General features: G+C 59.7%; 13 protein-coding genes. 4 read left to right on the plus strand and 9 right to left on the minus strand.

Annotated elements, in window-relative coordinates:
- Positions 1–4 precede the first annotated feature (4 nt).
- Positions 5–676 carry a DUF3313 domain-containing protein gene (locus QOL84_RS08270; protein WP_283436875.1) on the plus strand — a complete coding sequence of 224 codons (672 nt, stop codon included), beginning with the start codon at positions 5–7 and terminating at the stop codon, positions 674–676.
- A 470-nt stretch (positions 677–1,146) separates the two neighbouring features.
- Positions 1,147–2,547, plus strand: coding sequence for a GABA permease (gene gabP / locus QOL84_RS08275; protein ID WP_283436876.1), 1,401 nt, complete (start codon positions 1,147–1,149; stop codon positions 2,545–2,547).
- Between the two features lie 120 nt (positions 2,548–2,667).
- Here gabP and dapF read toward each other — a convergent pair whose 3' ends face one another.
- The 7 genes from dapF to QOL84_RS08310 all read right to left on the minus strand — a co-directional run bounded on the left by dapF (position 2,668) and on the right by QOL84_RS08310 (position 8,035).
- Positions 2,668–3,477, minus strand: coding sequence for a diaminopimelate epimerase (gene dapF / locus QOL84_RS08280; RefSeq protein ID WP_283436877.1), 810 nt, complete (start codon positions 3,475–3,477; stop codon positions 2,668–2,670).
- Positions 3,478–3,544: 67 nt separating this feature from the next.
- On the minus strand, positions 3,545–3,760 hold the full coding sequence (locus tag QOL84_RS08285) for a DUF4287 domain-containing protein (protein ID WP_283436878.1): 216 nt from the start codon (positions 3,758–3,760) through the stop codon (positions 3,545–3,547).
- Between the two features lie 276 nt (positions 3,761–4,036).
- On the minus strand, positions 4,037–5,296 hold the full coding sequence (locus tag QOL84_RS08290) for an MFS transporter (protein ID WP_283436879.1): 1,260 nt from the start codon (positions 5,294–5,296) through the stop codon (positions 4,037–4,039).
- Positions 5,297–5,413: 117 nt separating this feature from the next.
- On the minus strand, positions 5,414–6,112 hold the full coding sequence (gene arsH / locus QOL84_RS08295; RefSeq protein WP_283436880.1) for an arsenical resistance protein ArsH: 699 nt from the start codon (positions 6,110–6,112) through the stop codon (positions 5,414–5,416).
- Between the two features lie 9 nt (positions 6,113–6,121).
- A complete protein-coding gene (locus QOL84_RS08300) occupies positions 6,122–6,592 on the minus strand; it encodes an arsenate reductase ArsC (RefSeq protein WP_283436881.1) in 471 nt (156 codons plus the stop codon).
- Positions 6,593–6,612: 20 nt separating this feature from the next.
- Positions 6,613–6,960, minus strand: coding sequence for a metalloregulator ArsR/SmtB family transcription factor (locus QOL84_RS08305; protein ID WP_283436882.1), 348 nt, complete (start codon positions 6,958–6,960; stop codon positions 6,613–6,615).
- Between the two features lie 175 nt (positions 6,961–7,135).
- Positions 7,136–8,035, minus strand: a complete 900-nt coding sequence (locus QOL84_RS08310) for a LysR family transcriptional regulator (protein ID WP_283436883.1) — start codon at positions 8,033–8,035, stop codon at positions 7,136–7,138.
- A gap of 133 nt (positions 8,036–8,168) precedes the next feature.
- On the opposite strand from QOL84_RS08310, the gene QOL84_RS08315 reads away from it, so the two are divergent.
- Positions 8,169–9,815, plus strand: a complete 1,647-nt coding sequence (locus tag QOL84_RS08315; protein ID WP_283436884.1) for a GMC family oxidoreductase — start codon at positions 8,169–8,171, stop codon at positions 9,813–9,815.
- A 199-nt stretch (positions 9,816–10,014) separates the two neighbouring features.
- Positions 10,015–11,637, plus strand: a complete 1,623-nt coding sequence (locus tag QOL84_RS08320; protein WP_129392443.1) for an MFS transporter — start codon at positions 10,015–10,017, stop codon at positions 11,635–11,637.
- 121 nt (positions 11,638–11,758) lie between these two features.
- Here the strand turns inward: QOL84_RS08320 and QOL84_RS08325 are convergent, their stop codons facing one another.
- Positions 11,759–12,130: a DUF427 domain-containing protein gene (locus QOL84_RS08325; RefSeq protein WP_283436885.1), complete on the minus strand. Its 372-nt coding sequence runs from the start codon at positions 12,128–12,130 to the stop codon at positions 11,759–11,761.
- Positions 12,131–12,420: 290 nt separating this feature from the next.
- On the minus strand, positions 12,421–13,830 hold the full coding sequence (locus QOL84_RS08330) for a serralysin family metalloprotease (RefSeq protein ID WP_283436886.1): 1,410 nt from the start codon (positions 13,828–13,830) through the stop codon (positions 12,421–12,423).
- Positions 13,831–13,985 lie beyond the last annotated feature (155 nt).

The following is a 13,985-nucleotide window of genomic DNA, read 5'->3' on the forward strand; positions in this document are numbered from 1 at the left end:
CACCATGACCCCGTCACGAAAACTGTTCATCGGCGTAGCACTGACCAGCCTCTTGCTCGGCGGTTGCACTTCGAAAGTCACTGAGCGCCAGCAGTATTCAGGCTTTCTGCCCAACTACAACAATCTGCAGGAAGTGACCACCACCAGCGGCGAGAAAGCCATGCGCTGGGTGATTCCGTCGTGGAACCCGAATGCCTACACCACAGTGGTCTTCAACAAACTGGAACTGTACCCGGCACCGCAGCCGAACGAGCGGGTAAACCGCAAGACGCTGGAGGAGTTGCAGAACTACATGACCAATCAGGCTAAAGGCGTACTCGGGCAGAAGTATCGGGTGGTGACCAACCCTGCATCAGCCGCCGGCTCGAAGACGTTGATCCTGTGGGCAGCGATTACCGGAGTGAACGCCGAGAACGAGGGCATGAAGTGGTATGAGGTGATTCCGGTCGCCGCAGTGGTGGGCGGTGTTCAAGCCATATCGGGGCATCGCGATCAGGACACGGAGTTGTTCATCGAGGCCGAATTCATCGACGCCAGCAACCAACAGACGGTGGCTAAAGTCGTGCGCAAAGTGTTCGGCACCCAGTTGAAAAATGCCAACCAGACCATCACGGCGAATGACTTCAAGGCGGCGATCGATAAGCTGACCAGTGATTTGCGAGCGTTCATTCGATAACGAGGTCGGGGGTGTTTCGCAGCAGTGCCTGGAGCGTTGGTGGCGGCGCCGTTGTGGGCGGTGCGCGAGGTTGTGATGGGGTTGGATTTTGTGGTGATTGGGCTGGCGTTTTCGCGAGCAGGCTCACGCCTACAGGGGGATGTGTTTGTTTCAGGGAGGTCGGGGTTGGCGTTTGACGAACTTGGGCATTGCCCTTGCCCCGCAGTGACCGGGTGGTTTTCAGCGAAAACACACGCTTGTTACGTGTCGATATCAGACACGGAGATGGCGCGATCAGGCTACTGAATCAGCGGACAGGCCGGGTAAGGTGAAGCGTCTTTTCAGCAAAATAATCACATCGCGATGATGGGTTTGATAAGAACTGCGGCGGTTGAAAGGGGCTTCCTCGCGGAAGTTGAGCAAGCATCAACGATGCTCGGCGGCCCCTTTCAACCCGCTTGAATGTCGATCAGCAGAGAATAATAAAACCAATGATTAGCCCGAACTCCAAGGATTCGAGTGGCCAATTGGCGCAGGGCTTCAAGCCTCGTCACGTAACAATGCTGTCAATCGCAGGGATCATCGGCGCCGGTTTGTTCGTAGGCTCGGGGCATGCCATTGCGGCGGCCGGTCCAGCGGTTCTTCTGGCTTATCTTTTCTCCGGTTTGCTCGTCGTGCTGGTCATGCGCATGCTCGGCGAGATGGCGGTGGCCAATCCCGACACCGGTTCGTTTTCCACCTATGCCGATCAGGCGATCGGGCGCTGGGCCGGATTTACCATCGGCTGGCTGTACTGGTGGTTCTGGGTGCTGGTGATTCCTATCGAAGCACTCGCCGCCGGCCATGTGCTGCACCAATGGTTTCCACAGGTCGATGCGTGGCTGTTCGCCTTGCTGTCGATCATTGCGCTGGTGGTGACCAACCTGTTCAGCGTGTCGAAATATGGCGAGTTCGAATTCTGGTTCGCGATGGCCAAGGTCGTGGCGATCATCGGTTTTATCGGCGTGGGTTTTGCCGTGTTGATGGGATGGCTGCCCGACCGCGAAGTCAGCGGGTTGAGCGGTTTGATGGCGGAGCACGGCGGATTTGCACCGAATGGATTGTCGGCAGTGGTCGGCGCATTCATCACCATCATGTTCAGTTTTATCGGTACTGAAGCGGTGACCATCGCCGCCGCCGAATCGAATGACCCGGCGCGCAACATCGCCAAGGCAACGCGCTCGGTGATCTGGCGCATCGGCGTGTTTTACCTGCTGTCGATTTTCGTGGTCATTTCGGTGGTGCCGTGGAATGACCCGTTGCTCGCGTCGGTCGGTTCTTATCAGCGCGCCCTGGAAATCATGAACATCCCGCATGCCAAATTCATGGTCGACGTGGTCGTGCTGATTGCCGTGGCCAGTTGCATGAACTCCTCGATCTACATTGCCTCGCGCATGCTCTACTCGCTGGGCCGTCGAGGCGATGCGCCGAAAGTGTTGAAGGTGACGTCCTCGGAAGGCGTGCCACGCGCAGCCGTCATCGCCAGCACCGTGCTCGGCGCGGCGATTACTGTGTGGAGCTACGTCATGCCCGCCGGGCTGTTCGAGTTCCTGCTGGCCAGCTCTGGCGCGATTGCCTTGTTGGTGTATCTGGCAATTGCGGTATCGCAGTTGCGCATGCGCCGGGTGTTGCGGCAGCGCAACGTCGAGCTGACCTTTCGCATGTGGCTGTTTCCCTGGCTGACCTGGGCGGTGATCGTGTTCATCTGCGCCGCACTGGCGGTGATGATGATCACCCCGCAGCACCGCACTGAGGTCACCACCACTCTTGGCCTGGCGCTGGCGATTTCCTTTATCGGCCTGGTGACGTCGCGCCACCCTGCGCAGGCTGCGCGGGTTACCTCTGCCGGGTAAACCGTTCTGGATCAGGTGCGCTATAAGTCGACGTTTGCCAGCGGTTGGATGCCGCGTAATCGCAGCCTTTCTTCGATTGAGTTGATGCAAGGATCAAAAGATCGCAGCCTTCGGCAGCTCCTACAGGGGGGTGTCGGGGATTGTGCCGGAGTAGACGTGTTCGACCGGGCCGCTGAGGGTGACGTTGCCGCTGCCGTTCCAGTGCACGCTGACGGGGCCGCCGTCGCATTCGACTTCGACGGTGTGGTCGAGCAGGCCCCGGCGAATGCCGTTGACGGCGGCGCCGCAGGCGCATGAGCCGGAGCCGAGCGGGATGCCGCCGTTGCGTTCCCAGATGCGCAGGCGAATGTGCTGGCGGTCGATGATCTGCACGAAATGGACGTTGGTCTTGCGCGGGAACAAGGGGTGGTTTTCGAGGGATGGGCCGAGGCTGGCGATGTCGACGGTGCCGAGGTCGTCGACGAAATACGTGCAGTGGGGATTGCCCATGCTGCAGGCGCTTGGGTCGCCAGGCAATGGCAGTACGAGCGTGTCGTATGCCTGGGCCAGGGGAATCGCTGTCCAGTCGAACAGCGGCTGGCCCATGTCGACGGCGATCAATCCGCATGGCGTGCGTTCGCAGGTGAGCAGCCCACGCTGGGTGCGCAGCGTGATTGATTTGCGACTGGCCTCGCGCATCAGTCGGTCGGCGGCGCCACGGGTTGCGCTGCCGCAGACATCCAGCACGGAGCCGTCGGCGTTCCAGAATTGCAGGCGCGCATCGGCATCATCGCAGTTGAGCACCACGGCGAGCTGGTTGAAGCCAATGCCTAGATGACGGTCGCCCAGTCGCCGGGCCAGTTCGCTGGTGATCGGGTTGGCGCTGTTGCGGGTGTCGACCAGGACGAAGTCGTCGCCGTTGGCGTGCATCTTGTGAAAGCTCAGCGACATCGGTGGCGCCTTGGCTGCGGGTCTTGTGATAAAGGCTTGAGCGCCGCAGCCAATGGCCGCCCTGCCCTCACTGTTTACTGTTCGCCAGATGATGCGCAACCAGTGCGTTGGCGTGGCCGTGGCCCATGCCGTGTTCGGTCTTGAGCCAGGCGACCCGTTCCATGTGCTTTTTGTCGCCGAGGCCGGCAAGGAGGTTCAACCAGTGATCAATCGGTTGGCCGTACTTCTTTTCGATGGAGGGGAAATAGGACGCCGGGCCTTTGACTTTGCTGTCTTCGCTCATGCTGCAAGCTCCCTGTGATCGCGACGGAGGATCGGCTGACGCTCCTTGTCGACTGCCATAGAGTGGACGCGCGTTGTTGTCCCGGCAAGTGGCTCAAGTAGATCAGTGCGAAGCGACTTTGACCGAACGCTCGGACGACCAGGATTTCTGGCCTGCGGGCAATGCGATTTGCGGCACGTTCGAAAAAATAAAGCCAGATCAACAGATCGCAGCCTTCGGCAGCTCCTACCCTCATCCCTGTAGGAGCTGCCGAAGGCTGCGATCTGTTGATCTTCTTCAAGGCACAGTCGCAGAAGGCAATTCACTCCGATGAGTACCTGATTCAGCAGAACGCTGCAACGTCTCGGGAAACGCAATCCACAACAAAACCAGTGCCACCGCAGCCACCGCCGCCAACGTCAGAAACGCCGCACTATAACCCGCCGCCTCAACCACCAGCCCGGCAAGGCCATTACTCAACGCCGCCCCCAACCCGAACGCGGTCGAAAGCGCACCCAGACTGACATTGAAATGCCCGGTCCCTAACGTCAGATCCTTGACCACCACCGGAAACAGCGCGCCGAAAATCCCCGCGCCAACACCATCCAGCAGTTGCACCGCAACCAGCCAATAAGGATCATCGGAGAAGGTGTAGAGCACGCCACGCAACGGCAAAATCAGGAAGCCTACGAGCAGTAGCGGTTTGCGCCCCCAAACATCGGCCTTGGCCCCGACCAGCAACGCGACGGGCACCATGACCAATTGCGCCGCGACGATGCAGGCCGAGGTCAGTGGCGTGGCCATGTGCAAATTGGCCTGCGCGAGTTTCTGGCTCACCAGCGGCAACATCGCGGCGTTCGCCAGGTGAAACAGCGCGCAGCAAACCGCGAACAACAGCAGCGGTTGGTTCGTCAGCAGCACCGCCAGCCCCGACGGTTGCGTGCCATGTCCTGCACCGCCGGGATCCAGGCCCCGTGCCACATCGTGGTCGATGGCTTTTGGCGACACAAAGGCGATCGCAATCACGCTGGCCAGCGCCATCACCGCCATCAGATAAAACACCGCCACCGGGCCGAACAGGTAGGCGAACAACCCTGCCAGCAGCGCCGCGCAGGCATTGCCGGCGTGGTTGAATGTTTCGTTACGCCCGGTGCGACGGGTGAAGGCGCGTGGTCCGGTAATCCCTAGGGTGATCGCCGAAATCGCCGGGGCGAAAACCGACGCGGCGACGGCGCTGAGCGCTTGCGTCAACGCGACCAGACTGAATGAGCTGACGAAGGGCAGCAGCAGGCAACTGCCGGTCACCAACAGCGCGGCAATGGCGATCATCGCGCGTTTGTAACGCGTGTTATCGACCAGCGCCCCCGCAGGCGTTTGCGTGATGAGCGCGGCGATCCCGGCAAGGGTCATGACCACACCGATGCTCGCCGGATCCCAGTGATGCACCGCCAACAGGTAGATCGCCAGATAGGGACCGAGCCCGTCGCGCACATCCGCAAGGAAGAAATTCAGGCTGTCGAGTGACAGGTTGTTGCGACGATCGAGGTGAGTGGCCACAGGCAGCGTCTTCGATGTTCGAGGTTGGGCGAATTGAATCAACCTCCGCTGATGGAGTGACCTGTAGCGCTGGGCGTTAGTTGCATGGGCCAGATGCAATCAGCCGGCCGGGCGCGCTCAGATCGAACGCTGATTGACCCGGCTCATGAGCTGCTCGGCGGTTTCTTTGCGCTCCGAATAGCGATCAACCAGATGAGTCTGTTGGCCACGCAGCAGCACGGTGAATTTCACCAGTTCTTCCATGACATCGACCACTCGATCATAGAACGGTGAAGGTTTCATCCGCCCGGCTTCGTCGAATTCCATATAGGCCTTCGGCACCGAGGACTGATTAGGGATGGTGAACATGCGCATCCAGCGGCCCAACACGCGCAATTGGTTGACCACGTTGAACGACTGCGAGCCGCCGCAGACTTGCATCACCGCGAGGGTTTTGCCTTGGGTCGGGCGCACAGCGCCGAGTTCCAGCGGGATCCAGTCGATCTGCGCCTTGAACACCGCAGACATGGCACCGTGACGTTCCGGCGAACACCAGACCTGCCCTTCCGACCACAACACCAGATCGCGCAGTTCCTGCACTTTCGGATGATCGACAGGGACGTCGTCGGGCAACGGCATGCCAGACGGGTTGAATATGCGTGTTTCAGCGCCGAAGTGTTCGAGCAGGCGCGCGGCCTCCTCTACCAACAAACGGCTGAAAGAGCGCTCGCGGGTTGAACCGTAGAGCAGCAGGATGCGCGGTTTGTGCGGTTCTTGACTGGAGGGTTTGGCCGCCTCGAACAAACTGGCGTCGAGGTTGGGCAGATGTTCCGACATAAATTCTCCTTACAGCGCGCCGATGCGCTCGAGTGCGGCTTTGAGTTCATCGCGGCTGAGTGCTTGAAAAGGCAGATCGAGAAAGGCTTGGCAGCGCTGGCCGATGCGCGTCAATGTGCCGTGGAAGGCAGCGGCAATGGCGGCTTCGTCGCCGCTCACTTCCGACGGATCTGCCAATCCCCAATGGGCCTTCAACGCCGGGCCGAAGTACACCGGGCACGTCTCGCCAGCGGCCTTGTCGCAAACGGTGATAACGATGTCAGGCGGATTGTTTACAAAGGCATCGTTGCCTTTGCTGTGCAGGCCGTCGATGGCGATGCCGGCCTGTTGCAGCGTGAGCAGACTGCGCGGCAACACCTGCCCTTTGGGAAAACTGCCGGCGCTGACGGCTTCGAAACCGGCGGGGGCCAAGTGATTGAACAGGGCTTCTGAAAGGATGCTACGGCAGCTGTTGGCCGTGCACATAAACAGGATTCGCATGAGTCGCTCCGATATCAGATTCAGCAGCAGGCAGCTTCGCGAACCGGCCGACCGTCCATGTGTTGCAGACGGGCCGCATTGTCCTTGAGCCAATCGGCATTGGCCTTGGAGGTCACGTGCAGGATTTCACCAATCCACTCAGGCAGATCCGGATTGAGGCGGTAGTAGACCCATTGACCCTGGCGGCGATCGAGCAGCAAACCATTGCTGCGCAGTTGCGCAAGGTGGCGGCTGATTTTCGGCTGGCTGTCGTCGAGCGCACACATCAGCTCGCAGACACACAGTTCGCCTTGACCAGCAATCAGCAGGATGGCGCGCACGCGGGTTTCGTCGGCGAGACTCTTGAAGACTTCGGTGGGGGTGATCATGGAACAGGCTCAATACATACGGAAAATCGAATATACGGATATCCATATATATAAATCAATCCCGTATTTGCCTTTCCCCTGTAGGAGTGAGCCTGCTCGCGATGGCCCAATAACATTCAACATTTGCGTTGTCTGGTACACCGCTATCGCGAGCAGGCTCACTCCTACAGGGGATCTATGTTCTGCAGGACTGCCCGCGTAATAACCCCTGCTCCGCCTCACACAACCCCACCACATAATCCCAAACCACCCGCAGCCGCACCGACTTGTGCAGCTCGCGCCGCGTGCTGATCCAGTAACTGCGCTCGATGCTTTCATCCGGCAGCAATGGGACAAGGTCAGGGTCAGTTGACGCCATGTAGCACGGCAACACCGCAATCCCCAATCCCGATCGCGCAGCCTCCTGCTGGGCAATAACGCTGGTGCTATGGAACACAACCCGAGGGCTGCGGCAGAAGCTGTTGAGAAACATCAGTTCCTGGCTGAACAGCAAATCATCGACATAACCGATCCACGCATGCCGCCCGAGGTCTTCGCGGCTTTGCAGTGGCGGCGCCTTATCGAGATAGCGTTGGCTGGCGTACAACGCGAGTCGATAGTCCGTGAGTTTGCGCGTGACGAGCATGTCCGCCGCCGGGCGCTCCAGATGGATGCTGATTTCCGCTTCACGGTTGAGGATGCTGACGAAGCGCGGCACGGCGACCAGTTCCACTTCCAATCCCGGATACCGTTCGAACAGTCCGATCATGCGGCTGGCGAGAAACTTGATACCCAGCCCTTCGGTGACGCCGACACGAATTTTGCCCAGTGGCGCGGTGGATTGAGTGATTTCTTCTTGCGCCAACAACGCAACGTTTTCCATCGCCTCGGCATGTTTAAGCAGCGCCTCCCCCGCCGGGGTCATTTCGTAGCCTTGGGCGTGCTGGACAAACAGCGCAGTGCCGAGGCTTTTTTCGATGGCTTCGATATGGCGGGCGACGGTGGCGTGGGTGGTGTTGAGACGGCGAGCGGCGGTGAGCAGCCGGCCGCTGCGTTGCAGTTCGAGAAAAAACCGCAGGTCGTTCCAGTCGAACATGGCGTGTCCTTGTCGGCTATGGTCTATGCAGGCTGTTTGAAAACGCACAGCGGCTGCGCAAAAACTAACATTCTTTTAACGAAAGCTAACAACTAGAGTGTCCGACAATAAAAACAAAAAGCGAGGTCAGGGAATGCAGACTTCCCTCGATGAATACGACTACATCGTGGTTGGCGCCGGCCCTGCCGGGTGCTTGCTGGCCAATCGGCTGTCGGCTGATCCGCAGCAGCGCGTGCTGTTGCTCGAAGCCGGCGGGCGTGACAACTATGCGTGGATTCACATCCCTGTCGGTTACCTGTTCTGCATCGGTAACCCGCGCACCGACTGGTGCTTCAAGACCGAACAACAACCGGGCCTCAACGGTCGCGCGCTGAGTTATCCGCGCGGCAAAGTGCTCGGCGGCTGTTCGTCCATCAACGGCATGATCTACATGCGCGGCCAGGCCAACGACTATGACGGCTGGGCGGCCGAGGGCAATCCGGGCTGGGCCTGGAACGATGTGCTGCCCCTGTTCAAGCAAAGCGAAAACCATTTTGCCGGGAGTGCTGAATTTCACGGTGCCAAGGGTGAATGGCGGGTCGAACAACAGCGCCTGTCGTGGCCGATTCTGGACGCGTTTCGCAGCGCTGCCGAACAAAGCGGGATTGCCAGCATCGACGATTTCAATCAGGGCGATAACGAGGGTTGCGGCTACTTTCAGGTCAATCAGAAGGCCGGCGTGCGCTGGAATGCGGCGAAGGCGTTTTTGAAACCGCTGCGCAACCGGACAAATCTGACGGTGCTGACCGGGGTTGAAGTCGATCGGGTTCTGCTGGAGAACGGTCGCGCGTCCAAAGTCAGTGCGCGGCATGAAGGTCAGAGCAAACAGTTCAAGGCACGCAAGGAAATCGTCTTGTGCGCCGGTTCGGTCGGTTCGCCGAGCATTTTGCAACGCTCCGGGATTGGCCCACGGCCACTGCTGGAGCGTCTCGGTATCGGCGTGATTCATGAGTTGCCGGGCGTCGGCGGCAATCTGCAGGATCACCTGCAACTGCGGCTGATCTACAAACTGGAAAATGCGCGAACGCTGAACCAGATCGCTGGCAGCGTGTGGGGCAAGATGGGCATGGGCCTGCGTTATCTGTATGACCGCAGCGGGCCGCTGTCGATGGCGCCGAGTCAGTTGGGCGCGTTTGCGCGTTCGGGGCCGGAACAGACCTCGGCGAATCTGGAATATCACGTGCAGCCGCTGTCGCTGGAGCGTTTTGGCGAGCCGTTGCACAGTTTTCCCGCCTTCACTGCATCTGTCTGCGATTTGCGTCCGCAGAGTCGGGGGCGCATCGACATTCGCTCGGCGGATCCACAAGAGGCGCCGCTGATTCAGCCGAATTACCTGAGCCATCCGGAAGATTTGCGCGTGGCAGCGGACGCAATCCGCCTGACCCGGCGCATCGTCAGCGCCCCTGCTTTGCAAGCGTTCAAACCGGTCGAGTATTTGCCCGGCGCCAGCCTGCAAAGTGAAGAAGAGTTGCAGCACGCGGCAGCGACTATCGGCACGACGATTTTCCACCCGGTCGGTACCTGTCGCATGGGCAATGACGGTGATGCAGTGGTCGACGCGCAGTTGCGCGTTCACGGCGTGCCCGGTTTGCGCATCGCCGATGCCTCGATCATGCCGCGCATCACCTCGGGCAACACCTGTTCGCCTACGCTGATGATTGCCGAGAAAGCCGCGCAATTGATCCTAAACCCCACCACAAGGAGCAGCCCCCTGAAATTGGAGCTGGCCCAAACCCTGTAGGAGCTGCCGCAGGCTGCGATTTTTTGATCTTGGTTGACTGAGCGTTCCCACACTCCGCGTGGGAACGTAGCCGGGGACGCTCCGCGTCCCGAAGTCAAAAGATCGAAGCCTGCGGCAGCTCCTACAGGGACATGCGTTTGATTCATGGACATCGAGCACCAGTGGAACAACAAAAACAATCACTGTGAGGGATACCGCTATGTCAGAACACGCTCAGCCGCTGGACGCCGCGAGCGGCGCCAGCACCAGCAATGCCACGCAGAAAGTCATCTTCGCGTCCTCACTGGGAACAGTGTTCGAGTGGTATGACTTCTTCCTCTACGGCGCCCTTGCGGCGGTGATCAGCAAGCAGTTTTTCGCCGGGGTCAACGACACCACGGCGTTCATCTTTGCGCTGATGGCCTTCGCCGCAGGCTTTATCGTGCGGCCGTTCGGCGCGCTGGTGTTCGGTCGTCTGGGAGACATGATCGGGCGCAAATACACCTTTCTCGCGACGATTATCCTGATGGGCATCGCGACCTTCTGCGTCGGTCTCTTGCCGACGTACGCCAGCATCGGCATTGCCGCGCCGATCATCCTCGTGGTGCTGCGCATGCTCCAGGGCCTGGCGCTCGGCGGTGAATATGGCGGCGCTGCCACCTACGTGGCGGAGCACGCGCCGATCGGCAAACGCGGCTTCCACACCAGCTGGATTCAATCCACGGCGACCCTCGGCCTGCTGCTGTCGCTGCTGGTGGTGCTCGGTTGCCGCTACTTCACTGGCGATCAGTTTGAAGTGTGGGGCTGGCGGATTCCGTTCCTGCTGTCGATTGTGCTGCTGGGCATTTCCACCTGGATCCGCCTGAGCCTGCACGAGTCGCCGGCGTATCTGAAAATGAAAGAGGAAGGCAAGACCTGCAAGGCGCCGATCCGCGAATCCTTCGGCAAATGGGAAAACCTCAAAGTCGTGCTGATCGCGCTGTTCAGCATCAACGCCGGGCAAGCGGTGACGTTCTACGCCGCGCAGTTCTACGTGCTGTTCTTCCTCACCCAGTTCCTGAAAATGGACCCGGCGGTGGCCAACACCTTGCTGATCATCAGCGTGGTGATCGGCGCGCCGTTCTTCATCATTTTCGGCTGGCTCTCGGACAAGGTCGGGCGCAAACCGGTGCTGATGCTCGGCTTGCTGTTGGCGACCGCGCTGTACTTCCCGATCTTCAAATCCCTCGCCCATTACGCCAACCCGGCGATCGATCAGGCCAGCCGTCAGGCGCCGATCACGGTGCTGGCGGATCCGGCGACCTGCACCTTCCAGTTCGATCCGGTCGGCAAGGCAAAATTCGACAGCCCGTGCGACAAGGCCAAAACCTTTCTGGTCAAGCAAGGCCTGCCCTACTCCAGCGTCGCGGCGCCTGCTGGCAGCGCCGTGCAAATCAGCGTCGGCGACGTGAAACTCGACGGCTACGATGAGGCGGCATTACGCGGCGCGATCACCCTCGCCGGCTACCCGCAACAGGCGGATGCGCAGCAGATCAACAAGCCGATGATCGTTGCGCTGATCGTCGCACTGATCATCATCTCGGCCATGTGCTACGGCCCGCTCGCGGCGCTGATGGTGGAGCTGTTCCCGACGCGGATTCGCTACACCTCGATGTCGCTGCCGTATCACATCGGCAACGGCTGGTTTGGCGGGTTCCTGCCGACGGTGTCGTTTGCGCTGGTGGTGTACACCGGCGATATCTTCTACGGGCTGTGGTACCCGGTGCTGATTACCGGGGTGAGTCTGGTGGTGGGGATGATCTTCTTGCGTGAGACCAAGAACATCGACCTCGACAAGAACTGAAATCACTAAAAAAACACCTGAAAGAAAGAGAACCTGTGGCGAGGGTGGTCCGTCTGCGCGAGACCACCACGCTGCGCTTCGGCCCTGATGCGAAGTTGCTCCAGCCGTTTGTCGATCTGAATTACTGAGGTTCGGCCTTGATCACTTCGAATTTCACTTGGTCAGGATAGAACGCCACGTAATCGCGAATCGGCGCTACCGAGACTTTCGGGTTTTCGTAAGTCCACACGGCGTTGGCGCCCTCATGTCCGGGCACTTGCAGGCTGAAGTAATTGGCGTCGCCCTTGTATGGGCAATAACTGGTGTGGTCGGTGCGGGCGAAATACTTTTCGTCGATGTCTTCGCGGGGCACGTAATAGACCGGCGGGTAGTTGGCTTCGTTGAGGATGAGCACGTGGGAGGACGCGGCGACCTGGATGCCGTGGAATTTCACCAAGAGGCAGCCGGAGAGTTGTTCGAGGGCGATGACGGGGCTGGGGCCGGAGCTTTTCATAAGGGTTCTCCTGAATACGGCGAAGAGACCGGTTCAGGTATAGCCCATCGGTTCGGATTGGGTTGGGTTTACAGCCGAACGGCCCATCCACTTCAAAAGCACCTCACCCTAACCCTCTCCCTGAGGGAGAGGGGACTGACCGAGTTGTCTGGCGAAATCCATCGACCTGAAAAATCGAGTCGATTATGGATTCAAAGCCAATCGTTCAAGTCGGTGAATTTCGCCAATATCCCCCATTCGGTCCCCTCTCCCACTGGGAGAGGGTTAGGGTGAGGGCCGCTCTTCAGGCATCACGCAACGATATCAGTCGCCAGCGCCTGCCCCACCACGCCCACAGCAAAATCCACCGCCCCCTGCCCCGTAAGGTCAACCATCAGGCTGGTCTGATTGGTCTGCGCAAAGTAGGTCAGGATCGCGTCGCCCGCATGCCCGGTGAAGCCGCTGACGAAGTTCAGCGACGCCGCACCCGTGGCGAAACCGGCGATGCCCGACAGGTCGATCTTGTCTAGGCCGCTGGTGAAATCCATGATCCAGTCCGGCGCAGTCATGGTCGAGTCGCTGGCTGCACCAAACACGAAAGTGTCTGCCCCTGCACCGCCCCACAATGTATCGCCACCGCCACCACCGTAAATGATGTCATTACCGGCACCGCCGAACAGATCGTTGACAGCGGCGTTACCAATCAGCAGGTCATTGCCCGAACCGCCCAGCGCATTCTCCACAGTCACACCGTAAGCAATGGACACATTGCCCACCAGACCGCCAACATCGGAGAACGAACCTTCATTGAGGTTGATCTTCTGATTCTGGCTGAAGCCGGAGAAGTCCAGCGTGTCATTACCACCGCCATCCCACACCGAGAACACCACTTTGGAGGACGCCGAAGAGGCGCTGTAGAAATCGCGTTCGGCGTTGGAGTTGAAACCATAGGTGGTGTCATCGGCGCGGGTCGCGTAGTTGGCACCATAGAGTTTCTGCACCGCGACGATATCGTCCAACAATGGCGCCGAAGCGTACGCACCACTGCCGTCCTTGCTGAAATTCTGGTCGGTGTTGGCTTCGCTCCAGTAGCTCATCAGGCTGTAGCCGCGAGTGTCTTCGGCGTACTTGGCGTCGTTATAGGTCGGGTTGCCATTACCGGCGTTGTAGGCGCCCGGGTGCGACAGGCCGAGGGTATGGCCGATCTCGTGGGTCAGGGTCTGACGCCCGTAGTTGTTGGTGTCCGGCGTCTTGTTGACCTGATATTGATCGTTGATCAGGTACCACGACTGACCGTCATAGCTGCTGCCGCTCGGCAGGTAAGCGAACGCAGCGCCACCGGTGCTGACATCGTAGTTACCGAAGGTCATGTGGCCATCGCCGCCCTTGCCTTCGCTGAACGTGACGTTGGCGACATCGGCCCAGGATTGCATCGCCAGCACGGCTTGCGCCTTCTGCTGCGCGCTGAATTCGCTGAAGTTGCCCAGTTTCGCGTTGTAGTTCGCCGGTTTTTCAGTGAGGAAGTTGTAGCTGAGGTCGATCTTGCCATCAGCGTTCTTGTCGCCCCACGACAGGCCCTTGCGCAGGATTTCATCGGCGGCCTGATCGGCGGTGAACGACGGTTTACCGTTGACCAGCGCGCTGCCTCCCCGGTCGTAAAGATGGCTGAACGTGTCGACTTGGCTGAAGGCAGTGCTGGTGTTGGAAGAGGCTTGAAGCATGGTTTACGTCCTTGTTTCTGGGTAGTCAGTGTCCGACAGGCCACAGCGATCTACTGGCGAGATCGTCCTGTCACTCGCGTTTGCAAACGCGCCGACGCTGACACGGCGCAGACCCTTGGCGCTAATCAATTTCTCGATAGTGCGGCGCGGCGTCC

Source organism: Pseudomonas helmanticensis, assembly GCF_900182985.1.
Lineage (GTDB): Bacteria > Pseudomonadota > Gammaproteobacteria > Pseudomonadales > Pseudomonadaceae > Aquipseudomonas > Aquipseudomonas helmanticensis.

Excerpts from the sequence above, each read along its gene's own strand:
- QOL84_RS08270 (WP_283436875.1), top strand. The coding sequence starts at position 5 with ATGACCCCGTCACGAAAACTGTTCATCGGCGTAGCACTGACCAGCCTC.
- gabP (WP_283436876.1), top strand. The coding sequence starts at position 1,147 with ATGATTAGCCCGAACTCCAAGGATTCGAGTGGCCAATTGGCGCAGGGC.
- dapF (WP_283436877.1), bottom strand. The coding sequence starts at position 3,477 with ATGTCGCTGAGCTTTCACAAGATGCACGCCAACGGCGACGACTTCGTC.
- QOL84_RS08285 (WP_283436878.1), bottom strand. The coding sequence starts at position 3,760 with ATGAGCGAAGACAGCAAAGTCAAAGGCCCGGCGTCCTATTTCCCCTCC.
- arsH (WP_283436880.1), bottom strand. The coding sequence starts at position 6,112 with ATGTCGGAACATCTGCCCAACCTCGACGCCAGTTTGTTCGAGGCGGCC.
- QOL84_RS08300 (WP_283436881.1), bottom strand. The coding sequence starts at position 6,592 with ATGCGAATCCTGTTTATGTGCACGGCCAACAGCTGCCGTAGCATCCTT.
- QOL84_RS08305 (WP_283436882.1), bottom strand. The coding sequence starts at position 6,960 with ATGATCACCCCCACCGAAGTCTTCAAGAGTCTCGCCGACGAAACCCGC.
- QOL84_RS08310 (WP_283436883.1), bottom strand. The coding sequence starts at position 8,035 with ATGTTCGACTGGAACGACCTGCGGTTTTTTCTCGAACTGCAACGCAGC.
- QOL84_RS08315 (WP_283436884.1), top strand. The coding sequence starts at position 8,169 with ATGCAGACTTCCCTCGATGAATACGACTACATCGTGGTTGGCGCCGGC.
- QOL84_RS08320 (WP_129392443.1), top strand. The coding sequence starts at position 10,015 with ATGTCAGAACACGCTCAGCCGCTGGACGCCGCGAGCGGCGCCAGCACC.
- QOL84_RS08325 (WP_283436885.1), bottom strand. The coding sequence starts at position 12,130 with ATGAAAAGCTCCGGCCCCAGCCCCGTCATCGCCCTCGAACAACTCTCC.
- QOL84_RS08330 (WP_283436886.1), bottom strand. The coding sequence starts at position 13,830 with ATGCTTCAAGCCTCTTCCAACACCAGCACTGCCTTCAGCCAAGTCGAC.